This window comes from Specibacter sp. BI4 (genome assembly GCF_056680095.1).
In genome coordinates, this window is the sequence record NZ_CM155265.1 from 3,929,106 (window position 1) to 3,949,677 (window position 20,572).

20 protein-coding genes are annotated in these 20,572 nt (G+C 63.5%); 8 read left to right on the forward strand and 12 right to left on the reverse strand.

Annotation, left to right across the window (positions count from 1 at the left end; translation table 11 throughout):
* Nucleotides 1-36: 36 nt before the first annotated feature.
* Complete coding sequence (locus AC1L6K_RS17760; protein ID WP_480950154.1) at nucleotides 37-1,161, reverse strand: BMP family lipoprotein; 1,125 nt, start codon at nucleotides 1,159-1,161, stop codon at nucleotides 37-39.
* Between the two features lie 585 nt (nucleotides 1,162-1,746).
* A complete protein-coding gene (locus tag AC1L6K_RS17765; RefSeq protein WP_480950155.1) occupies nucleotides 1,747-2,910 on the reverse strand; it encodes an epoxide hydrolase family protein in 1,164 nt (387 codons plus the stop codon).
* A gap of 61 nt (nucleotides 2,911-2,971) precedes the next feature.
* Between AC1L6K_RS17765 and AC1L6K_RS17770 the strand changes: the two genes are divergently transcribed.
* Nucleotides 2,972-3,970 carry a helix-turn-helix transcriptional regulator gene (locus AC1L6K_RS17770; protein WP_480950156.1) on the forward strand — a complete coding sequence of 333 codons (999 nt, stop codon included), beginning with the start codon at nucleotides 2,972-2,974 and terminating at the stop codon, nucleotides 3,968-3,970.
* Between the two features lie 221 nt (nucleotides 3,971-4,191).
* On the opposite strand, the gene AC1L6K_RS17775 is transcribed toward AC1L6K_RS17770, so the two are convergent.
* Both AC1L6K_RS17775 and AC1L6K_RS17780 read right to left on the reverse strand, forming a co-directional pair.
* Entirely contained in the window at nucleotides 4,192-5,400 is a 1,209-nt protein-coding gene (locus AC1L6K_RS17775) for an amidohydrolase (RefSeq protein WP_480950157.1), read from the reverse strand.
* A 179-nt stretch (nucleotides 5,401-5,579) separates the two neighbouring features.
* Complete coding sequence (locus tag AC1L6K_RS17780) at nucleotides 5,580-6,725, reverse strand: mannose-1-phosphate guanylyltransferase (RefSeq protein WP_480950158.1); 1,146 nt, start codon at nucleotides 6,723-6,725, stop codon at nucleotides 5,580-5,582.
* A 299-nt stretch (nucleotides 6,726-7,024) separates the two neighbouring features.
* Between AC1L6K_RS17780 and sdhC the strand changes: the two genes are divergently transcribed.
* The 4 genes from sdhC to AC1L6K_RS17800 all read left to right on the forward strand — a co-directional run bounded on the left by sdhC (nucleotide 7,025) and on the right by AC1L6K_RS17800 (nucleotide 10,577).
* The gene (gene sdhC, locus AC1L6K_RS17785) at nucleotides 7,025-7,417 is read left to right on the forward strand and encodes a succinate dehydrogenase, cytochrome b556 subunit (RefSeq protein ID WP_283530546.1); all 393 of its coding nucleotides are present in this window, start codon (nucleotides 7,025-7,027) and stop codon (nucleotides 7,415-7,417) included.
* Entirely contained in the window at nucleotides 7,418-7,885 is a 468-nt protein-coding gene (locus tag AC1L6K_RS17790) for a succinate dehydrogenase hydrophobic membrane anchor subunit (RefSeq protein ID WP_480950159.1), read from the forward strand. It abuts the gene before it with no gap.
* Nucleotides 7,886-7,980: 95 nt separating this feature from the next.
* Nucleotides 7,981-9,780: a succinate dehydrogenase flavoprotein subunit gene (gene sdhA / locus AC1L6K_RS17795; protein ID WP_480950160.1), complete on the forward strand. Its 1,800-nt coding sequence runs from the start codon at nucleotides 7,981-7,983 to the stop codon at nucleotides 9,778-9,780.
* Nucleotides 9,780-10,577: a succinate dehydrogenase iron-sulfur subunit gene (locus AC1L6K_RS17800; protein WP_480950161.1), complete on the forward strand. Its 798-nt coding sequence runs from the start codon at nucleotides 9,780-9,782 to the stop codon at nucleotides 10,575-10,577. Before sdhA ends, AC1L6K_RS17800 begins: the two co-directional genes overlap by 1 nt.
* A gap of 162 nt (nucleotides 10,578-10,739) precedes the next feature.
* Here the strand turns inward: AC1L6K_RS17800 and AC1L6K_RS17805 are convergent, their stop codons facing one another.
* A complete protein-coding gene (locus AC1L6K_RS17805; RefSeq protein WP_480950162.1) occupies nucleotides 10,740-11,207 on the reverse strand; it encodes a MarR family winged helix-turn-helix transcriptional regulator in 468 nt (155 codons plus the stop codon).
* 80 nt (nucleotides 11,208-11,287) lie between these two features.
* On the opposite strand from AC1L6K_RS17805, the gene AC1L6K_RS17810 reads away from it, so the two are divergent.
* Nucleotides 11,288-12,460 (forward strand): hypothetical protein, encoded by a 1,173-nt coding sequence (locus tag AC1L6K_RS17810; protein WP_480950163.1) that lies wholly within the window; start codon nucleotides 11,288-11,290, stop codon nucleotides 12,458-12,460.
* Between the two features lie 89 nt (nucleotides 12,461-12,549).
* Here the strand turns inward: AC1L6K_RS17810 and AC1L6K_RS17815 are convergent, their stop codons facing one another.
* The 6 genes from AC1L6K_RS17815 to AC1L6K_RS17840 form a co-directional block, all read right to left on the reverse strand.
* Nucleotides 12,550-13,596: a YihY/virulence factor BrkB family protein gene (locus AC1L6K_RS17815; RefSeq protein WP_480950164.1), complete on the reverse strand. Its 1,047-nt coding sequence runs from the start codon at nucleotides 13,594-13,596 to the stop codon at nucleotides 12,550-12,552.
* 46 nt (nucleotides 13,597-13,642) lie between these two features.
* A complete protein-coding gene (locus tag AC1L6K_RS17820) occupies nucleotides 13,643-14,200 on the reverse strand; it encodes a 2'-5' RNA ligase family protein (protein WP_480950165.1) in 558 nt (185 codons plus the stop codon).
* A gap of 2 nt (nucleotides 14,201-14,202) precedes the next feature.
* Complete coding sequence (gene trpS, locus AC1L6K_RS17825; protein ID WP_480950166.1) at nucleotides 14,203-15,231, reverse strand: tryptophan--tRNA ligase; 1,029 nt, start codon at nucleotides 15,229-15,231, stop codon at nucleotides 14,203-14,205.
* 15 nt (nucleotides 15,232-15,246) lie between these two features.
* Nucleotides 15,247-16,098, reverse strand: coding sequence for an exodeoxyribonuclease III (locus AC1L6K_RS17830; protein WP_480952818.1), 852 nt, complete (start codon nucleotides 16,096-16,098; stop codon nucleotides 15,247-15,249).
* 127 nt (nucleotides 16,099-16,225) lie between these two features.
* Complete coding sequence (locus AC1L6K_RS17835; protein ID WP_480950167.1) at nucleotides 16,226-16,906, reverse strand: hypothetical protein; 681 nt, start codon at nucleotides 16,904-16,906, stop codon at nucleotides 16,226-16,228.
* A 240-nt stretch (nucleotides 16,907-17,146) separates the two neighbouring features.
* Nucleotides 17,147-17,914: a GAP family protein gene (locus AC1L6K_RS17840; RefSeq protein WP_480950168.1), complete on the reverse strand. Its 768-nt coding sequence runs from the start codon at nucleotides 17,912-17,914 to the stop codon at nucleotides 17,147-17,149.
* Between the two features lie 126 nt (nucleotides 17,915-18,040).
* Here AC1L6K_RS17840 and AC1L6K_RS17845 point away from each other — a divergent pair, with 126 nt between their 5' ends.
* The gene (locus AC1L6K_RS17845; protein WP_480950169.1) at nucleotides 18,041-19,402 is read left to right on the forward strand and encodes a sensor histidine kinase; all 1,362 of its coding nucleotides are present in this window, start codon (nucleotides 18,041-18,043) and stop codon (nucleotides 19,400-19,402) included.
* Complete coding sequence (locus AC1L6K_RS17850) at nucleotides 19,399-20,112, forward strand: response regulator (RefSeq protein WP_480950170.1); 714 nt, start codon at nucleotides 19,399-19,401, stop codon at nucleotides 20,110-20,112. Before AC1L6K_RS17845 ends, AC1L6K_RS17850 begins: the two co-directional genes overlap by 4 nt.
* Nucleotides 20,113-20,127: 15 nt before the next feature.
* Here the strand turns inward: AC1L6K_RS17850 and AC1L6K_RS17855 are convergent, their stop codons facing one another.
* Nucleotides 20,128-20,406 carry an SHOCT domain-containing protein gene (locus AC1L6K_RS17855; protein ID WP_480950171.1) on the reverse strand — a complete coding sequence of 93 codons (279 nt, stop codon included), beginning with the start codon at nucleotides 20,404-20,406 and terminating at the stop codon, nucleotides 20,128-20,130.
* Nucleotides 20,407-20,572: the final 166 nt, after the last annotated feature.

Sequence of the window (20,572 nt, forward strand, 5' to 3'; positions counted from 1 at the left end):
CCACAGCCAGACTGTGGCGCCCCCTGGGGTTGCTGCCTACTTCGGGCTGGACTTGGACTCCACCTTGATGGAACCGTCGACGATGCCCTTCTTGATCTCCTCAAGCTGCGTCTTGGTGTCGGCGCTGACGGCCGCGTCCAAGTCGTGGAACGGGGCCAGGGCCACGCCCTTGTTCTCGAGGGTGCCGATGTACGGTGCCGGGTCAAACTTGCCGTCCAGGTCGTCCTTGACGATGGACTCCACTGCCTCACCCATGGTCTTGATGACCGAGGTCAGCATGATCGACTTGTATGTGGGGGCGGTCAGGAAGCCGTCAGAGTCAACCCAGATGAGCTTGGCATCCTTGCCGCCCTTGTTCGCGGCGAGGATCGCGTCACCGGCACCCTTGCCGAGCGGGCCCGCCACCGGCATGATCACATCGGCACCTTCGGAGAGCAGGTTGTTGGTGATCTTTGTGCCTTCCTGGATGATCTCAAAGGTGTTGGCGAACGAACCCTGCTGGGACGCGGAGTCCCAGCCCAGGACCTGGACGTCTTTCCCCTGCTTTTCGTTGAAGTACTTCACGCCTTCAGCAAAGCCGTCCATGAAGATCGTGACGGTGGGGATGTTGATGCCGCCGAATGTGCCCACCTTGCCGGTCTTGGTTACCGAGGCAGCCGTGTAGCCGGCCATGAATGCCGCCTGGGCGGTGTCATAGACAACGGGCTTGACGTTGTCAGCCACGATGCTGTTGTCATCAACAATGGCGTAATGCAGGTCCGGGTTGGCCTTGGCAGCCGACTTGGTCGCCTCCGCCAGCAGGAAGCCGACAGTGACAGTGAGGTTGCAGCCTGCGCTGGCCATGGTGGCCAGGTTCGGCGCAAAGTCCGAGGTGGCGTCGGACTGGGCTTCCTTCATCTTGATGCCCAGGTCCTTGACGGCGCTTTGCATGCCCTCGTAGGAGGACTGGTTGAATGACTGGTCGTCGAAGCCGCCCGAGTCGGAGACGATGCAGCCGAGGAAATCGGCTGCTGCAGCGTTTTGTGTGCCGTCGCTGCCACCGGCAACCGGCGGGGCCTCACCGCAGCCTGTGAGCAGCAGTGAAACGGCACCCACCGCCACAGTTCCGATGACGGCTCCGCGTTTGACGGACTTGACGGTGGTGTGAAGCAAGTTTCTCAAGGTTCCTCCATGGGGTGTGTGGACGCAATACGGGAAGGGCGACCAATGTAAACACGAATTAGTCCTGCACGACCCGAACAACACTGTTCCGGCGTGTGAAAAAACACGGTTACCTCGACGCACCCCGGCAATGCGGCGCTATTGAACACCATAGTGTCAGTTCACTACCAGCCGGTAGGGCGTTAAGGGCTGCGGTGCTCATCGTTGGGGAACCGTTACACAACGGCTCGGACAGGCATGAAAAGCTTGGCAAATTAAGTGCGCGTCAAGCGCTTCAAGCCACTGTTTGCGCTATACTTCCGAATGCCTTGGCAACCCGTCCTGGCTGCCGCGTGGTCGTGGCCGGCAGGCCCAAAAGGCTGCCGCGGGACGAGGATCCGAAGCTCCGTGTCCCTCATCCGAATGTCGAGTCACCCTGGTGTCACCATTCCGGATTTCACGTCACCAGCCATTGCCACGGTTGTGGTTGGCAGCGCGGGTTGAACTCTCGTGCCGGTGGTTGCTTGTGCGTCCCGTGGCAGGAACCGCTCAGCGGGCCGGCTGAACGGTCAGATGGGATGCAGGGGCAGATAGGGCGGGCCCACTTCATGTCTTCAGCCCGCGCAGGAATCCGCGGAGGTCATCAATGAGACGTGCCGGTTCTTCGAGGGCGGCGAAGTGACCGCCGCAGCCATCGATGTCGTTCCAGCGGATGATCGTGTTGGTTTGGCTCGCTTGTGATCGGATGCCGACGTCGTGCGCGAATTGAATCGCAGCAGTCGGCACCCCGGAGTTTGTTGGTGCTTCGCCCCATGAGTTTTGGGCGTAGCCAACGTAGGCGGATGAGCCGCCGCTGGCAGTGAACCAGTACAGGGAGGCGTTCGCCAGGATCCAGTCACGTCCAAGGATCTGATCTGGCATGGTCTCAAGTGGCCAGGTCCAGGCACGGAACTTGTCCAGCATCCAGGCCAACTGAGCAGCAGGCGAGTCGGATAGGGCGATACCTACGAGGCCCGGCCGGGTGGATTGGATGGCAATGTAGCCGTATTCCTCTTTCAGGAACGTTCCGATGCGCGCCAGCCGGTCGACCTCAAGGGTGGTCAATTCTGCTTTGGTGTCCTCATCGATGTTGCCGTGGAAGCCGAGCGCTCCGTTGACGTGCACGCCGATCACCCGCTCGGGTGCGACGCGGGCAACCTCAGGAGAGATTGCGGCACCAAGATCTCCGCCCTGCACTGCGAATCGATTGTAGCCAAGGCGGTCCATCAGTTCGACCCATGCCGCAGCAATGCGCGCGGTGCTCCACCCGCCGCTTTGAAGCGGAGTGGAGAACCCGAAACCTGGCAGCGAGGGGATGACCAGGTGCATGGCATCTGCCCTGTCGCCACCATGGGATTCCGGGTCGGTGAGCGGGCCGATGAGGTGAAGGAAATCGAGAAACGACCCGGGCCAGCCATGCGTGAGAAGCACCGGAGCCGCATCCGGCACGGCAGAGCGGATGTGGGCGAAGTGGATCTGTTGGCCGTCGATGACGGTCGTGAACTGGGAGATCGTATTTAGCTGCGCTTCAAAGGCACGCCAATCGAAATCCTCGGCCCAAGCGGTGACGAGTGCATGGAGGTAGCCGCTGGGGACGCCCGTGTCCCAATCATCGTTAGGCAGTGGCACAGGCGAACGGGTAGCGCGAAGCCTGGATAGGAGATCGTCGAGCTCTGTTTGCGGGATGGCGATTCGGAACGGAGTGATGGTGGACTCGTATGTGGTGGTCATGGGAACACTGTTGCAGGCAAGGCGGACAGCTCTTGTCCTCTTTCTGCACGATGATGGAGTTATGTGGGATACATCTGGACGGCTGCTGCGACTGCTGGCACTCCTGCAGCGGCGATGCGATTGGAACGCGGAGCAACTCGCTGCAGAACTCGCAGTGACGCCACGAACTGTGCGGCGGGACATCGGCCGATTGCGAGAGCTGGGCTACCCCGTCACCGCCGTCTTAGGTGCCGGTGGCGGATATCAACTCGATGCCGGAGCGACACTGCCACCCCTGATGTTTGACACTGACGAAGCCGTAGCCGTGTTGGTCTCTCTCCGGGGCATGGTCGCCAACAACGCCGGCGGCACCACCGAAGGCGCCCTGAGCGCGTTCGACAAACTGCACCGTGTCATGCCGCCCAGATTGCAGCCGGTCGTCAATGCATTCCAGGACCACTCCAGCACCCTCGACTTAGGAACAGCAATCGGGGCAGCGTCGGAGCCAGTCAACATCACAACGCTCGCGCTCCTGGCGCGCGCCTGTCGCGAACGCCGACAGGTCTTGTGCCGCTACCGCCGCCACTCCGGCGAGACGGGAAACCGGCAGCTCGAACCGCTGCATTTAGTGCACACGATGGGCCACTGGTACCTCATCGCCTACAGTATTGAGGCGGACGGATGGCGCACCTTCCGGGTCGACCGGCTCATCGATGCAGAGCTCTCGAACAAACACAGCTACCCGCGGAACCCTCCAGCTGCAGACCTTCACGAATATGTCACGTCGCAACTGGCAGTGGGATGGCGGCGGGTCACCGGGACCGTCCGAGTGCACGCCCCCAGTGACATGGTCGCCCGGTGGATCAAACCGGCATGGGGAACAGTGACCATGGAAACGCCTGAAACTTGCATTGTGAATGCCGGCGCCGACAGCTACCAGGCTATGGCCAGATGGCTGCTGCTTATCGGTGCCCGCCTCACTGTTCTGGAGCCGGCCGAGCTCCGAGCAGCATTCACCGATCTCGCGGAAGACGTTGCCCGCATCGCCGCCGACATCCCAGCCCAAGAACGCGCCATGTGACGAACGCCCAGCGGGCCATCGATGGGTCCGAAGGAGATTGTTTACCTGTCACCTCGTCGTCAATGAAAAACCCTCGTTTTTCTCACCCATTACTGATCGTTTCTAATTTCCATCAGATTCCCATCACCAGGAAGGTGACACGAATATGGGAACGCCGGGGAACTAGCCGCCAGCGTCGTCGCAGGAAAAAATGAGCCGCCGCTGACAGCCGGCTGGCGATACTACTGCGAGGCTGCACCCCGGAGGGTGCGCAGGGCCGCCGCGCCGAGCACGCGGATGCCGACGGACAGGGCCCGTTCGTCCACAATGTAGTCGCCGCGGTGCAGGTCGTATTCCTCACCGCCCGGAACATGGGTGCCCAGGCGCATCAGGGACCCGGGGATTCCCTGCAGGAACCAGGCAAAATCTTCGGCTCCCATGGACTGGGGTGCCAGCACCACGGAGTCCTCGCCCAGTTCAGCGCGGGCTGCGGCCTCAATGACGGCTGTTTCATGTTCCGAGTTGACGACCGGCGGCACACCGCGGGTGTGTTCCAGGTGCACGTCCACACCGAAGGGTGCGGCAACCTGCTGCACGACGTCGTCGAGCAGCTCCCCTGCCGCATGCCACGCCTCGCGGTCGAGGCAGCGCATGGTTCCACTCATGACGCCGTGGCCCGGGATGGCGTTCGGTGCCGAACCTGCATGGATCTGCCCCCACACAACCGACACGCCGCTCCGGACGTCAACACGGCGGGACAGGACGGCCGGGACGCTGATCGCAATTTCTGCCAGGGCGAACACCAAGTCCTCTGTCAGGTGCGGCCTGGAGGTGTGGCCGCCGCGGCCCGACAGCTCAATCTTTATGGTGTCCGAGGCGCTGGTGATGGGCCCGATGCGGGTGCCGATGGTGCCCACTTCAATGCGGGGGTCGCAGTGCAGCGCCAAGATGCGCGGCACGCCGTCGAGCGCTCCCTGGTCGATGCACGACAGGGCGCCGCCGGGCATGGTTTCCTCCGCGGGCTGGAAGATGATTCTGATCCGGCCGCCCAGAGGGGTGTGCTCATGCATGCTGGCCAGCACCAGGGCGATCCCAAGCATGGTGGCGGTGTGGAAGTCGTGACCGCAGCCGTGGGTGACTCCGTGGTTGCGGGAGGCAAACGGCAAGCCGGTCTCCTCAACAATGGGGAGGGCGTCGATGTCCCCGCGCAGGGCAGTGGCAATGGGGCCTTCACCCACATCAACCATGACCCCTGTGCCGTCAAGCCGTCGCGGCGACAGTCCGGCCGCGACCAGGCGGTCATAGATCTTGCCCGATGTCCGGAATTCCTGGAACGACAGCTCCGGGTGGGCGTGGAGGTCACGGCGGAATTCAATGACTTCTTCCAGCAGTGGTTCAAGCCACGGGCCTACGAGCTCAGCCGGTTCAGTTTCCAGGGAGTAATTGCGCACAGTTCAAACTCTAACCATGTCAGTGCCCGGGCACAGCATCGGCGGCGCCGCGTTACTTCCTGCACTTCTTCCACCCAAAAACCAGCTAACCCGCAGATATGGTTGTAATATCGCCAAAAATCGGTTGATTAACAGCCACAACTGCGGGGTAGATGCAAGGGTGGTGGCGCGGCCGGGGGCTACAGGACGTCGATGTCGCCCTTGGCCTTGAGTCCGTCAACAGCGCGCTTGACGAGCTGTGAGTGGGCCCGGGTGGTGACAAGGAGTGCGTCGGGGGTGTCCACCACAACAACATCCTGGATGCCGATCAAGGCAATCACGCGCTTGGTGTCGGTGACGACGATGCCCGTGCTGTCCTCGGTGAACACGCGTGCGCCTTCACCTATGACCTTCACATTGTTGTTTTCCTTGGCACTGCTCAAACGGGCGATGGCGGCAAAGTCGCCGACGTCGTCCCAACTGAAGTCGCCCGGAATCACTGCCACGTCACCGGCGTCGGCTGCCGGTTCCGCCACCGCATAGTCGATGGCAATTTTCGGCAGGGTGGGCCACACCCGGTTCTTCACGGCGATCCGGTCCGGGGTGTCCCAGACGCGGGCAATTTCCATCAGGCCTTCATAGAGAACAGGTTCATTGGCCTTGAGGTGATGGAGCATCAATTCGACCGGGGCCACAAACATTCCGGCGTTCCAGTTGTATTCACCGCTGGCAAGGTACTGTTCGGCGATTTCCTCGCTGGGCTTTTCCACAAACTTCACCACCTTGTGGGCGCTGGGTGCGCCGGCAATGTTCAGCGGTTCGCCCGTGCGGATGTAGCCAAAGCCTGTTGATGCGTGGGTGGGCTTGATGCCGATGGTGACAATCTTGCCCGTGGCGGCCGTATGGATGGCCTCGCGCACAGCGTCCTGGAATTTATCCACCGGGCTGATGACCTGGTCGGCGGCAAAGGAACCCATGATCGTTGAGGGGTCGCGCGTGAACAAGATGGCGGCAGCCAAACCAATGGCCGCCCCGGAATCCTTCGGCTCCGTCTCCAGGACCAGGTTCGCGTCGGCTATCTCAGGAAGTTGGCGGCAGACAGCTTCACGGTGCGCCTCCCCCGTCACCAGCAGCACCCGCTCGCCACTGAGCGGCTCCAGCCTGTCATAGGTGGCGCGGATCAAGGTGCTGCCACTGCCCGTGAGGTCGTGGAGGAACTTCGGTGCGGCAGCCCGCGACAACGGCCACAGCCTCGTACCAACACCGCCAGCCGGGATCACGGCATAAAACCTGCTCAGGGGGTCCGTGGCGGGCTGTCCGGACTCTACCAAATTTTGCGTATTCATCACCATAACCATATGCGATGCCCCTGCCGGAACAGGTGAGACTTGGGTGACTGGCCGGAAACCTCCGCCCACGGTCGTAGGCCGGGCCGCCGTCGTCGAACTTTGATATGCATGCCAAGGCCTTATACAGCATCCATTTGAGACACACCTGTGATTTGCCGCATAGAGCAAGGAGTGCCTAAGTTGAATATGCTGTTAGCTAAGCCTAAATTTAGGCTCAAGTATGAGTGCTCACGCCGTGTGCGTTTCCCCGCGTGGAACCACGCCAACGCAACGGTGACGCAGGGAAGGTTTAATCAGTGCCGACAAAACCAGCTGGCACTCTGTATCGCGGCCGAGAAGGCATGTGGTCCTGGGTGGGACACCGAATTACCGGTGTAGTGATTTTTATATTCTTGTTGGTGCACGTTCTCGATACCTCATTGGTGAGGGTTTCCCCAGAGGCGTACACAGCAGTCATTGGGGCGTACAAAAACCCCATTATGGGATTGGGCGAGGCAGGCCTCGTCGCAGCAATCGTGTTCCACGCCTTCAACGGCCTGCGCATTATTGCCATCGACTTTTGGAAAAAGGGTCCGAAATACCAGCGTCAGCTGCTCTGGGGCGTTCTTGCCCTGTGGGCCGTGACAATGATTCCATTCTTGATCCGCCACCTCACCATTGTCTTCTCCAATTTCTTCGGGGGGAACTAAATGAGTACCAACTCCATCGCGGCGCCGCGCTCCAACAGCGCCCAGTCGCCCAAGTACACGCGCAGCAAGGGATCCAACTCAAGTTTTGAGATGTTCGCGTGGCTGTTCATGCGCCTTTCCGGCGTCGTGCTGATTGTGCTGATCTTCGGCCACTTGTTTGTGAACCTGATGGTTGGCGACGGCATCCATGCCATCGACTTCGGCTTCGTGGCCGGCAAATGGGCGGATCCGTTCTGGCAGATCTGGGATCTTGCCATGCTGTGGCTCGCCATCCTGCACGGCACCAACGGTGTCCGCACCATCATCAACGACTACGCCGAGCGCAACGGCACCCGCATGACCCTCAAAACGGTCCTCTACGTTGCAAGCGCCGTCATCATCGTGCTGGGCACCCTGGTCATCTTCACCTTTGACCCCTGCCCTCCCGGTGCCGTCATTGATCTTCCGTCCTTCTGCACCGTTCCCTAATTTTTTGCGGGGAAAAGTCCCGGACGTTGTTGCTCCGGGGATGTACGAAGTGAACACCAGCTTTTAGCGCAGTACAGAGAGAAAGAGCATCCAGTATGCAGGTCCACAAATACGACGTCGTAATCGTCGGGGCCGGTGGCGCAGGAATGCGTGCCGCCATTGAATCCGGCCAGCGTGCCCACACCGCCGTCCTGACCAAGCTCTACCCCACCCGCTCGCACACAGGTGCGGCCCAGGGCGGCATGTGTGCAGCCCTGGCCAACGTGGAAGAAGACAACTGGGAGTGGCACACCTTTGACACCGTCAAGGGTGGCGACTACCTGGTTGACCAGGACGCCGCGGAGGTCATGGCCAAGGAAGCCATCGACGCCGTGATCGACCTGGAAAAGATGGGCCTGCCGTTCAACCGCACGCCCGAGGGCCGCATTGACCAGCGCCGCTTCGGTGGCCACACCCGTGACCACGGCAAGGCTCCGGTTCGCCGTGCCTGCTACGCCGCCGACCGCACCGGGCACATGATTTTGCAGACCCTGTACCAAAACTGCGTCAAGCACAACGTTGAGTTCTACAACGAGTACTACGTTTTGGACCTGCTGACGGTTGATGAGGAAGCCACCCGCGAGGATGGCACCATCTACCTGCAGAAGAAGATTGCCGGCGTCGTCTCCTACGACCTGGCAACCGGCGAACTGCACGTCTTCCAGGCCAAGTCCGTCATCCTGGCCACCGGCGGCGCGGGCAAGGTCTTCAAGACCACGTCCAACGCACACACCCTGACCGGCGACGGCATGGGCATTGCGTTCCGCAAGGGCATCCCGCTGGAGGACATGGAGTTCTTCCAGTTCCATCCGACGGGTCTTGCCGGCTTGGGCATCCTACTCTCCGAGGCTGCACGTGGCGAAGGCGCCATCCTGCGCAACTCCGAGGGTGAGCGCTTCATGGAGCGCTACGCTCCCACCATCAAGGACCTGGCCCCGCGCGACATCGTGGCCCGCTCCATGGCCAACGAAGTCCGTGAAGGCCGCGGCTGTGGCCCGAACAAGGACTATGTGCTCCTTGACCTGACCCACCTGGAGCCGGCCCACATTGACGCCAAGCTCCCGGACATCACCGAGTTCGCCCGCACCTACCTGGGTGTGGAACCGTACACGGAGCCGGTCCCGGTGTTCCCCACGGCCCACTACGCCATGGGCGGTGTTCCCACGAACATCACCACCGAGGTCCTCCAGGACAACGACACCATCATCCCCGGCCTGTATGCCGCCGGTGAGGTTGCCTGTGTCTCGGTCCACGGCTCCAACCGTTTGGGCACCAACTCGCTGCTGGACATCAACGTCTTTGGCAAGCGCGCCGGCGTGGCTGCTGCCGAATACGCCAAGGGTGCCGACTTTGTTGACCTGCCGGAGAACCCGGAAGCTGACACAGCCGCCCTGTTGGACCACGTTCGCACGTCCGACGGCGGCGAAAAGGTTGCGCTGATCCGCAAGGATCTGCAGGACACCATGGATGCCAACATGCAGGTGTTCCGCACGGCCAAGTCCATCGACAAGGTCCTTGCCGACATTGCCACCTTCGAGGAGCGTTACTCCCGCATCACCGTCCAGGACAAGGGCAAGCGTTTCAACCTTGACCTCCTGGAGGCCGTGGAGCTGGGGTTCCTGCTCGAACTGGCCAAGGTCATGACGGTTGCCGCCCTGCACCGCCAGGAATCCCGCGGTGGCCACTACCGCGAGGACTTCCCGGACCGTGACGATGAGAATTTCATGAAGCACTCCATGGCTTACCTTGATGCGAATGTCACGGTGGAAAGCTCCGCGGAGTCCATCGCCGGGATCCGCCTGGAAACCAAGCCTGTTGTTGTTACGCGTTACCAGCCGATGGTGAGGAAGTACTAATGAGCGCCATAGAAACTGCCGAAACCGCTCCGGAGCCGGCATCAAAGATTGAATTGCCAGCACACCTTGGCGGCGGCGGGGAAATCCCCACGTTCGACGTCACCCTGCGCGTGCGCCGCTACGACCCCGAATTCTCGGAAGAGTCGAAGTGGGAAGACTTCACCATGACCATGTACGGCACCGACCGCGTGTTGGATGCCCTGCACAAGGTCAAGTGGGAGCAGGACGGTTCGCTGTCCTTCCGCCGTTCCTGTGCGCACGGTGTTTGCGGTTCCGATGCCATGCGCATCAACGGCCGCAACCGCCTGGCCTGCAAGACCCTGTTGAAGGACCTGGACACGTCCAAGCCCATCACGGTTGAGCCCATCAAGGGCCTGCCCGTGGAGAAGGACCTCATTGTGGACATGGAGCCTTTCTTCCAGTCCTTCCGCGAGGTCATGCCGTTCCTGGTAAACCGTGGCCACGAGCCGGCCAAGGAGCGCCTGCAGTCCGCCGAGGACCGCGAGCGTTTTGACGACACCACCAAGTGCATCCTGTGCGCCGCGTGCACGTCATCCTGCCCCGTCTTCTGGACCGACGGCCAGTACTTCGGCCCGGCAGCCATTGTGAATGCGCACCGCTTCATCTTTGACTCCCGCGACGACGCCGGCGACATGCGCCTGGAAATCCTCAACGACAAGGAAGGCGTGTGGCGTTGCCGCACCACCTTCAACTGCACCGAAGCATGCCCCCGCGGCATCCAGGTGACGCAGGCAATTGCCGAGGTCAAGCAGGCCATCCTGGCCCGCCAGATCTAGGCTTCACCGCACCGTCTGTTCCCGCATTCGCCGGGACAGTGAAAGCGCCGCTCCCTTGTGGGGCGGCGCTTTTGTGTTGCCCCCGCCGTCCCCATCCCTCGGATCCTCTCCCAACGTCTCCCCCGGCGCCCGCCGGGCCGATCAACCCCTGTCCGCCGCCTTTCATGCGGGCGGTGATGGCAACGAGTCCGGCCCGTGGATCCCGGCGATGTCGGACAGGGCGATGCGCAGTTCACGATAGCGTTCGCTCCCCAACGCCTGGGACCACCGCTGCTCGGTGTCCGCAATGATCGCCAGGGACAGTTCGACGGCGGCTGTGCCGGCCGGGGTGAGCGTCACAATCTTGGCCCGGTTGTCGGCCGGGTCGGCCGCCACGCCAACGTAGCCCTCGCGTTCCAGGTACCGCGTGAACTGGCCGATACCCGCCTTGGTGATGCTGGCGCGCTCGGCCAGCTCGGTCAGGCGCAGCCCATCAAGGGGAATTAGGGCCATCACCCGGTAGTGTGAGGGCCGCAGACCTGGAATGGACCGGGCATTCAGGGCACTGCGCAGGGGCTCGAAGGCTCCTGCAAGCAACTGTGCCATGTCGGGCAGACTGTCAGCGGAAACTTGGTCATTGACAGGATTCATAAAGTAACTTTACCATTATTTAAGTAAAGTTGATTGACCATTTCCGGCTCATTGATGGGCCATCTCCCCAGGAGTGCGCCATGCAGGACACGCGGTTGGACAACATGGACGCACTGGGTGTGGCCGCATTGGATGCCGGGAAGATGGCTGGGGTGGCAGCCGCTGCGCTGGGCCACCCGGCCGTGGAGCTGTGCTCCGCCAGCGCTGCGGTAATTCCCTTTCCCACATTCAACATGACCACCGGTGGCCTGTGGCGGGTCGGCGGGATGGCAAGCACCGGCGGCCCGGCGGAGCGATTCAGTACGGTGGCCAAGCTCATCCAGTCCCCCCTGTTGTGGCCGGGCATCGCCCAGGTTCCGCCCGAATTCCGGGACGCACTGGTGCGCTACTATCCGTGGCACACGGAGGCTGAGGTCTATGCCTCGGAGCTGGCCGCGTCCATGCCTGCCGGAGGTCGGTTGCCGACGGTGTACCTGATCGAGGATCTCGATCCACAGCGCACAGTCATCTGGATGGAAGACATCTCCGAAGATCCGGATGCGGAGTGGGATGACGCCCGCTTTGCCCGCGCCGCCGCCCTGTTGGGGCGGCTGGCCGGCAGCAGCGCTGTGCGGCACCGCGGCCCGACCCTTTCCCCGGAAAGGGATGCGGAGCGGATGCGCCTGTTCTTGAACGGCTATTGCAGGACGATCTTGATTCCCAGCATCCTCGGCGGGGAGCTTTGGAAAGTTCCGGCCGTGGCGGAAGTGGCCACGGCGCCGCTGATCGCCGGGCTCCGGCAGCTGGCGGGGCGGGCCTGCGAGCTGGTCGAGGAAGTCAATGCGTTGCCCGTCTTCCCTGCCCATGGAGACGCGAGCCCGCAAAACTTGCTGGCTGGATGCACCACGGACGGAGCGGCGGACTTTACCGTGATTGACTGGGGCGCGTACGGAGGCGCCTGTGCAGGCTTCGACCTGGGGCAGTTGCTGGCGGGATGGGTCAACCAGGGCGTCATGGACGGCGAGGATCTCTACCGCTTGGAGCCCCTGTGTTTCACCTCGTATTGCGAGGGCCTGTCGGAGTCCGGCACCGATGTCGCCGACGCCGTGGTGCGGCGCGGCCATGCTGCCACCATGGCCCTCTTTACGGGGTTGTCGGCCGTGCCCTCCCAGCGTCTGACGGAAGAACCCGACTCGGCAGAGCTGCGCACCTTCATGGCCGGCAGGGTGGCGATGGCCAGGTTTGTGCTCGAGCTGCTTGCGTCCACGGAGTGATCCGTCAAGAACACTGTGTTTATAAGCGGCGCCACCTCGATCTACCTCGGCAGACACCACGGCGGCCTTCTTGCCGTCGTGCCTTGAGGTCACACCTCGGAAGCGGGCGGCGATGCGGAAACATGGGAATGCGGACGCAGGTCCGCTGCCCGGACGGCAGCGATGGCCGCCGAGATCAAATACACCTGGCTCAGCAGGAAGAACCAGACAAAGAGACCAAGGATCACGGCAAAGGGTGCCAGCAGGGCGTTGTTGGTGACGCCGTTGAGCAGCACGGCGCTGAAGAATCGCAGGACGGTCGCACCAAAGCCGGAAAATATTGCCGCCAGGAACAACACCCGCCGCGGCATCCGCACCCGGGAGGCCATGCTGAACATGATGATGGCCACGGCGAAGTCCAGGAAGAACATTAAAATGATGGAACCAAGTTGGGCTGCGGCGCCGGACAGGAAGCTCCCCCAGCCAAGGAAACCACCTATGCTGTCCACTGCCGCGGTGCTGACCACTCCGAGGGCGCTGGTCAGGATGAGTGCCACCGCCAGCACCAGCAGGGTGCCGGCGTCGCGCAGCTTCGACAGCACCGGGTTGGTCCTGTCGCGGGCGAGCCCCAGCAGCGAACGAATGCCCTCGCGCAGGCCGTTGATCCAGCCCATGGCCGTGACGAGCAAGGCAACCAGCGACACAATCAGAGTCAGTCCGAACCCGCCATTGCCCAAGAGGTCTTCCGGCGTGGCCAGGCCGCCGTCGCCGGTGTCAATCAGCCCCGGGGTGGTGCCTGCGACGAGCTCGATGACGGCATCCCGGAGCACCTCATTGTCGGCGGCAACCATGCCGAAGATGGCGAATCCGGCGACCAGCATGGCACCGACGGAGAAGAACATCAGGTAGGCGTTGCCGGCGGCCAGCAGGGGCCCGCGGCGGCGCGTATACAGGTTCCACACCCGCAGGGGAAACGTCTGCCCGGCCCGGGCGTTGAGCCACTGCATCAGGGCGCCGGCCTGCTGGAACAGCCCGCCGGTGCTTCGGGCCCTGCCGAACGCGCCGTGCCTGGCGGCGGTCCACGCGGTCAAGGCCGTGCGGTCAAGCGGGCTGGGCGGCGGCTTTGCCGGGGCACCCAGGGGCTTCTTCGCGCTCACTCCAGGGGCGGCAAAGCCGGGAAAATGGGCCGGTTCCGGCGCACTCCTAGTGTTTGCCGAGTCCTCCAAGACTCAACTCCTCACGCAGGGACCATTTACCGGCGAGGTAGTCAAAAAGTCCTATGCTACTGACCTCAAAGTCGGCTGAAAAGTCCGCCATGTCGGCCTTGGCCCGGGCCATTGCCGGTTCCTCAAGGTCATGGGCGATCGTGAGGTGGGGATGGAAACCAAACTCCAACAGATGCTCCACGGGCCCGTCCACCAGTTGGTCGTGCAGCGTGGTGCAGGCCCCGGCGCCGGCGTCCACATTCAGGAACACCACTGGCGAGACCGGCTCGAATGTCCCGGTGCCGCGCAGCGACAGCGTAAAGGGCTCCCCCGTGGCGGCCACCTTGCGCACGTGCTCCGCCGCATCTTCCCAGGAATCCTTCGCCCGCCCCGAGACCAGGGTGATGTGGGGAGGCACGACGTCGGCAGCCTGGCCCGTGTAGAACGCTCGCCTTGCGCTGAGCTCGTCCGCGAGGGCCGGTGGCAGCGAAATGATGACCCCAAGGCTGTTGGGGTGCGGGGCCGGGGATGACCCGCTCTGACCAATGCCAGGCATGTTTAACCAACCACTCCGGCGGGAGGCAGGAAGCCAACCTTGGCGTAGACGTCTGCAAGCGTCACCGAGGCGATCTCCCGGGCCTTTGCGGCACCATGCGCCAGCAGTGAATCAAGTTCGGCCGGGTCGTCAAGGAGTTCAAGGGTGCGCTTCCGGATGGGAGCGAGCCTGTCAACGACGGCCTCTGCAACATCGGCCTTCAGATGCCCGTACATTTTACCTTCGTAGTCGGCAACGAGGTTCTCCACGGATTTCTGCGTCATGGTGGACAGGATTTCCAGCAGGTTCGAGACGCCGGGCTTGTTCTCCCGGTCGTGGGCAACCACTGTGCCGTCGTCGGTGACGGCCGACTTGATGCGCTTGGCGGTGACCTTGGGGTCATCGAGAATGTTGATCAGCCCGTTGGGACCGGAGGCGGACTTGGACATTTTCGACGTCGGATTTTGCAAGTCATAAATGCGCGCGCCTTCCTTTTGAATGAAGGCCTCCGGGACAACGAAGGTGTCGCCAAACCTGAAGTTGAAGCGCTTGGCCAGGTCGCGGGCCAGCTCCACGTGCTGGCGCTGGTCATCGCCCACCGGGACGCCCTGGGGGCGGTAGAGCAGGATGTCGGCCGCCATGAGGACCGGGTAGGTGAACAGGCCAACGCTGGCAACGTCCTGCCCGCCCTTGGCCGATTTGTCCTTGAACTGGGTCATGCGCGACGCCTCGCCGAAGCCGGTAATGCAGTTCAGCACCCAGGCCAGCTGCGCATGTTCGGGCACATGGGACTGGACAAAAAGCGTTGATTTTTCCACGTCAATGCCGCCGGCAATGTACTGTGCCGCCGTCTTGCGGGTGCGGTCGCGCAATTCCGCCGGGTCCTGCTCCACGGTGATGGCGTGCATGTCCGGGATGAAAAACAGTGTCTGGTAGTCGTCCTGGGTTTTGACCCAGTTGACCAGCGCGCCCAGGTAATTCCCCAAGTGCAGGGAGTCGCCGGATGGCTGCATGCCCGACAGTACGCGCGGGCGGGCGGAGATTTCACTCATGGAAGGGGGCGTCCTTTAGAACTTATAGTCGACGACGAGCGGGGCATGGTCTGAGAAACGGCTTTCGTAGGACTCAGCCCTGTCAACAACTGACTGGAGCGCCTTTGCCGCCAGGCCGGGGGTGGCCATGTGGTAGTCGATGCGCCAACCGGTGTCGTTGGTGAAGGCTTGTCCGCGGTTGGACCACCACGTGTAGGGCCCGTCAACCTCGCCCGCCAGTTCACGGGCAACGTCCTTCCACCCAATTTCCTCGCCGAGGAACCTGTCAAAGTAAGCACGTTCTTCGGGCAGGAACCCGGCGCGCTTGACGTTGCCCTTCCAGTTCTTAATGTCCAGTTTCGTGTGTCCGACGTTCAGGTCGCCGACCACAAGGGCGTGGTCGTTGGCTGCGGCAAGCTGTGGCAGGCGTCCGATCATGGTGTCGAGGAAACGGTACTTGTCGACCTGCTTGGGGGTGTCGACCTCGCCCGAATGCACGTAGGCGCTGACAACGCTCAAGGTTGTGGGCGTGCCGTCGGAACCCGTGAGCACGTAGTCCGCTTCAACCCAGCGGCCGGTGGTGGCAAAGTAGTCTTCGCCGATGCCGATGCGGGTGGCCACAGGCTCCAAGCGGTCCTTGCGGGTGGCGATCAACACGCCCGCCCTGCCCTTGGCTTCGGCTTCAGCGTGAAGCAGGTGCCATTCCTCGCCGAGGAAGCCCTCGACTATGGCATCGGGAGCGCGCACCTCCTGCAGGCACAGAATGTCCACATCGCGCGCTGCCAGCCACGGGCCCATGCCGTTCCTGTAGGCGGCACGGATGCCGTTGACGTTTACGCTTGCGATCCTCAATCGACCGTTTTCAATACTGTTGCTCACTTGTTCCACCTTACCTGCAGGGCCCAGCGTTTCCGTGGTCCCAAAACGTGTTTCCATGCCATGGCCGGCCCCGGTGGTCCCGGCGGACGGCCGCTGTGTGGCCGGGCCCCGTTGTGGCTGCCCGGCACCTGGACGATTAGTCGATGATGACGCCGCTTACGGGCTCGTCGTCGGGACCGGTTCCCGGGGCAGCCTTTGGAGCTGCGGTCGTGCCGGACTCCGTGCCCGCACCGCCGCCAGTTGCTGTGCCCGCTGCTGCTGCGTCCGCTGCTGCCCGGCGCCCGGCGTCCTTCTTCGCCATGGCCGCATCCATCTTGGCTTCCTGGGCTTCCCAGTCCGGGTTGATCATGCCGCGGCCATTGGTGGCGGTGATCTCGATGGTTTCCAGGGCCCGCGCCACCATTTGCTCGTCCTTGCCAAGGTATTCGTTGACCACCCCGACCTGGACGCTGATGATCTTGAACGAGTGGTCAAGCTTCATCTCTCGTGCCTTCTCGGCTGAGCGTGAGCCGGAGTCCTGCGACACAAGCCGGGTGCCGCCGTCGGACGGGGCACTTTCACTGTTGTGCTGGGCCATCTGGGCTTGCGCCAGAGCCACCTGGCGGGCGCCAAACGCTGCGGCCTTGTGCACCCCGATGTAGACCGCTGTAGACAGTGCCAGCCAGCCAAACGCGATGGCGGCGATGACCCAGCCCAGCACCGTGCTGTTGTTTGCTGCGAAGACAAGGGCCACCAGGAAAACGATCGCCAGCACAATGGTGCCAACGCCAGTGAATTTGCCGGGTTTGGTCATTTTGCCGGTTCCAAGAGAAGTCATGGATCCATTCTCTCAAACTGCTGGCCCTTCCGGCTCCTGCTTCCACCAGCGGCGAACGCGAACACCTGGCTGGCGGCTCGTGTCGTGGCCATAACCACCGAAAACCACCGAAACCGGGCCCAACCCGCGAGAACGGCGTATCTTCGGGGGCATCTCGCGAGTTCGGCCCATTCTCACCAAATTCGCCTCATCCGTTCGCGACTTGGCCCCGTTCTCACGCATCGGCTGGCCGCTCCGGCGTCATTTGAACGGGTTCCAGGCCGCAAACGGGGCCAGCGCTGACAGCCCGGCGCGCAGGAGCAGGAACCCGGCGATCCCGGCAACCCACAGCAGCGTCCCACTGGCGAACCTGCCCATTTTTCTGCTGACACGTTGCAACAATGAATCCAGCCTGCTGCCGAGGGCCGCCCGCAGGCCCAGCATTGCCACTGCAGGAATGAGCATGACCAGGCAATACACGGCCAGCACCGCAATCCCGCCCGACAACGGCAGTGTGGAGTTGGACAACACGCCGATCGCCACCAGGTAGGGCAGCATGGTGGGAAGCTCCAGCAATCCGGCAATCAACGCCAGCCCCACGATGCCGCCAGGACTGCGCAGCGCCCGGGAAAGCCGCTGCTGCCACTTGAGCTCCACGGCCGGGGTTTCCTCCGCAGCTGCTCCGCCCGCCGCCACCGAATCCTCCGTCGCCTGTTTCCCGGCAGGCTTCGCCATCAGCGCGTAGGCCAGCAGGGCGCCGCCCCCAACCGTCATGGCCCACTGGATGGCGGGAATCTGCGTCAGCGAATCGGCGCCGAGCCCGCGGATGACCCAATCGGCCCCGTTGAGCACCAGGATGCCGACGATCAGGTAGAAGCCGGCCAGCACCCCAAGATAGAGCAGTATCCGCGGGGCAAGGCGCTTGGCGTCGGGGCGCAGCAGCAGCCACAAAGGGATCAGGAGGGTGCCGATGCTGGTGCTGTCGATGAGTGCCAGAACGGCCAATTGTGCATAGATTGCGATGGTCATGGAACCAGCCTGCCAACGCATGCCCCGGATGGCGTCGTCCATTGGAGCCACCAGGTGGTCATACCTTAGTTGCACCAGTGCGTGTTTCGTTTGCCCGTGCCTGCCGCACCACGGAAGATTGGGGACATGGAAGAATCCGCAGCGCCCGCCAGCCGGGCATCCGGCCGCCTGATGCGCCTGATCAGGCGCCTGGGCGGGCGCTTCATGCGGCTCGATGTGCGCAGCATGGGGAAATTCAAGGTCGAGGACATGGCACTGGCCGGCGGCTACTTCGCCCTCTTTTGGATCCTCGACGCCGTCAACCTCACAGCCTTCGGCGGCCTCAAGGTGGAGGCGCTGGCATCCGCCTGGCCGGCCATTGCGGTGCTCGGGTGCATGGGCGTCCTGTTCCGCCGCACCTCCCCCACCGCCATGGCCTGGATGTGCGGCACCGCGGCGGCGGGCCTGCTTTTGGCCGGGCAGGCCGGGGCGTTCCTGCTGATTTTTGAGTTCTTCTTTTCGCTGGTCCTCTTCGGCACCGCCAAGGCCGCCTCGCTGGCGTCGCGGGCATCCTGGGCCCTCACTGTGCTGCTGCTCGTTGCCGCTTTTGCCGTCTCGGGCAATGCCGGCATTGCCGTGGCCGCGGGCGTAATGGCCGTCGTCACCGTGCTGACCCCCGTGGAATGGGCCGGGAACCTGCGCAAGGCCAACCAGCTGGCGGAGAGCGAATCCGCCCGCGCCGACGCGGTCCATGACGCGGCGCAGCAGCGCATTCTGGCCGAGCGCAGCGCCCATGACCTCGCCCTTGAACACGAACGCCAGCACATGGCCCGCGAACTCCACGACGTCATTTCCGCCCGCCTCTGCGCCATCGCGCTGCAGTCCGGCGCCGCCCTGCATGCCACCAAGGATGCCGCACAGGAATCGCCCGGCACCATGCTGCTGCGCCAGATCCGTGCGGAAAGCGTCTCCGGCCTGGCCGAGCTCAACACCATGATCCGCCTGCTGCACAGCGGCGCCCAGTCGGAGGCGCCCGGCCGGATCGCCGATCTGCAGGCCCTGGCAGAGGGCTACCGCTCAGCAGGCATGGGATTGGATTTCACCAATTCCCTGCACGACGGCGGCCATCACCTGCCGCTGCCGGTGCAGACCGCGGTGTACCGGGTTGCCTCCGAGGCACTCGCCAATGCGGCCCGGCACGCACCCGGGCAGCCGGTGCGCGTGGCGTTCGGCACCTCAGCGCCTGCGGCAGTGGTCGGGTCCACCGACACCGGACGGGAACTGCTGTTGACCATTGATTCCGGGCTCCCCGCGGGGCCGGCCATCCGGTCAGCTGGAACGGGGACGGGGACGGGCCTGCCAAGCATGCATTTCCGTGCCTCGCACGCCGGCGGAACGCTCACGGCCGGTCGGGACTGCGGGCAGTGGCGGGTGGCTCTCCGGTTTCCCGCCGGGGGCCCGGGCGAAACGGCCCGGGCCGGCACCACCTCCGAAGGACACCCCCGATGACGCAACCAGTCCCAACGCAGCCGGACACGGCTCAACTGAACATGGCTGGCCCGGACCAGCCCGGTGCGGGGCCCATCACCGTGCTGATTGCCGACGACCACGCAGCCATCAGGCTGGGCATGCGCATGGTGGTGGACACCGCCGCCGACATGAAGGTAGTGGGAGAGGCCGGTGACGGGGCAACCGCCGTCAGCATGGCACGGACGTTGCGGCCCGACGTCGTGCTCATGGATTTGCGCATGCCAGTCCTCGACGGGGTGGGGGCAACGGAGGCGGTCTGCGGCGAAAAGCTGTCCAGGGTGCTGGTGCTGACCACCTTCGACCACGATTCGTACCTGTTTGGCGCCCTGCGTGCCGGGGCCGACGGATTCCTGCTCAAGACTGCGGAGCCGGAGGCCATCACGGAGGCCCTGCGGCGCGTCCACCAGGGCGACCAGGTCATTGCCCCGGAAGTCACCGCGCGGATCGTCGCCGCGGCGCTGGCCGAGGGAAGCGGACCTGCAGCCCCGGTCGCGGAGCCGGATGGGCTGCACCAGCTCACGGACCGGGAGCGCGAGGTTTTTGACTCTTTGGGCGACGGCCTGACGAACTATTCGATCGGCCGCCGGTTGGGGATTTCCGAGGCCACCGTCAAGACCCACGTGTCCCGGGTGCTGGCGAAACTGGGGCTGCAGTCGAGGGTGCAGGCCGCGTTGTACCGCCACAGCTGATGCCCGGCACGGCGCCTATTTCTGGCCGGAGCGCAGGACCTCCAGCCGTGTCCGGTATTCGGTCTCGTCGATCTCGCCGCGGGCGTAGCGTTCCCGCAGCACGGACTCGGCGCCCTGATTCTGGTGCCACTCACGGCTGCGGCGCCACCGGCGCGGGCCCAGGAAGATGAACAGCCCAATCACCACGATCCAAAACAGCGGGATGAGCAGGAACCAGGGTCCCGGCCCCCATCCCCAGCCGTGGTTCATGGCAGGGGCTGCGAGCGCGGCCTGTGAAATGAGTGTGGCAAGCATGGTGTGCCTCCAAGGGTTGGTTGCCGCCGTCCGTCGGCGTTGGTCCAACTCTTCCGTTTTGCACGTTCGACGGCGTCTGCCGCAGGGAGGCTCTTTGGCCCGCCTCCCTACTCCCCGGGGATGCAGCCATCTGCTGCGGAAGTGCCGCAGGGCGTGCCTCAGGGCG

Excerpts from the sequence above, each read along its gene's own strand:
- AC1L6K_RS17765 (WP_480950155.1), bottom strand. The coding sequence starts at position 2,910 with ATGACCACCACATACGAGTCCACCATCACTCCGTTCCGAATCGCCATC.
- AC1L6K_RS17770 (WP_480950156.1), top strand. The coding sequence starts at position 2,972 with ATGTGGGATACATCTGGACGGCTGCTGCGACTGCTGGCACTCCTGCAG.
- AC1L6K_RS17780 (WP_480950158.1), bottom strand. The coding sequence starts at position 6,725 with ATGAATACGCAAAATTTGGTAGAGTCCGGACAGCCCGCCACGGACCCC.
- AC1L6K_RS17790 (WP_480950159.1), top strand. The coding sequence starts at position 7,418 with ATGAGTACCAACTCCATCGCGGCGCCGCGCTCCAACAGCGCCCAGTCG.
- sdhA (WP_480950160.1), top strand. The coding sequence starts at position 7,981 with ATGCAGGTCCACAAATACGACGTCGTAATCGTCGGGGCCGGTGGCGCA.
- AC1L6K_RS17800 (WP_480950161.1), top strand. The coding sequence starts at position 9,780 with ATGAGCGCCATAGAAACTGCCGAAACCGCTCCGGAGCCGGCATCAAAG.
- AC1L6K_RS17805 (WP_480950162.1), bottom strand. The coding sequence starts at position 11,207 with ATGAATCCTGTCAATGACCAAGTTTCCGCTGACAGTCTGCCCGACATG.
- AC1L6K_RS17810 (WP_480950163.1), top strand. The coding sequence starts at position 11,288 with ATGCAGGACACGCGGTTGGACAACATGGACGCACTGGGTGTGGCCGCA.
- AC1L6K_RS17820 (WP_480950165.1), bottom strand. The coding sequence starts at position 14,200 with ATGCCTGGCATTGGTCAGAGCGGGTCATCCCCGGCCCCGCACCCCAAC.
- trpS (WP_480950166.1), bottom strand. The coding sequence starts at position 15,231 with ATGAGTGAAATCTCCGCCCGCCCGCGCGTACTGTCGGGCATGCAGCCA.
- AC1L6K_RS17835 (WP_480950167.1), bottom strand. The coding sequence starts at position 16,906 with ATGACTTCTCTTGGAACCGGCAAAATGACCAAACCCGGCAAATTCACT.
- AC1L6K_RS17840 (WP_480950168.1), bottom strand. The coding sequence starts at position 17,914 with ATGACCATCGCAATCTATGCACAATTGGCCGTTCTGGCACTCATCGAC.
- AC1L6K_RS17845 (WP_480950169.1), top strand. The coding sequence starts at position 18,041 with ATGGAAGAATCCGCAGCGCCCGCCAGCCGGGCATCCGGCCGCCTGATG.
- AC1L6K_RS17850 (WP_480950170.1), top strand. The coding sequence starts at position 19,399 with ATGACGCAACCAGTCCCAACGCAGCCGGACACGGCTCAACTGAACATG.
- AC1L6K_RS17855 (WP_480950171.1), bottom strand. The coding sequence starts at position 20,406 with ATGCTTGCCACACTCATTTCACAGGCCGCGCTCGCAGCCCCTGCCATG.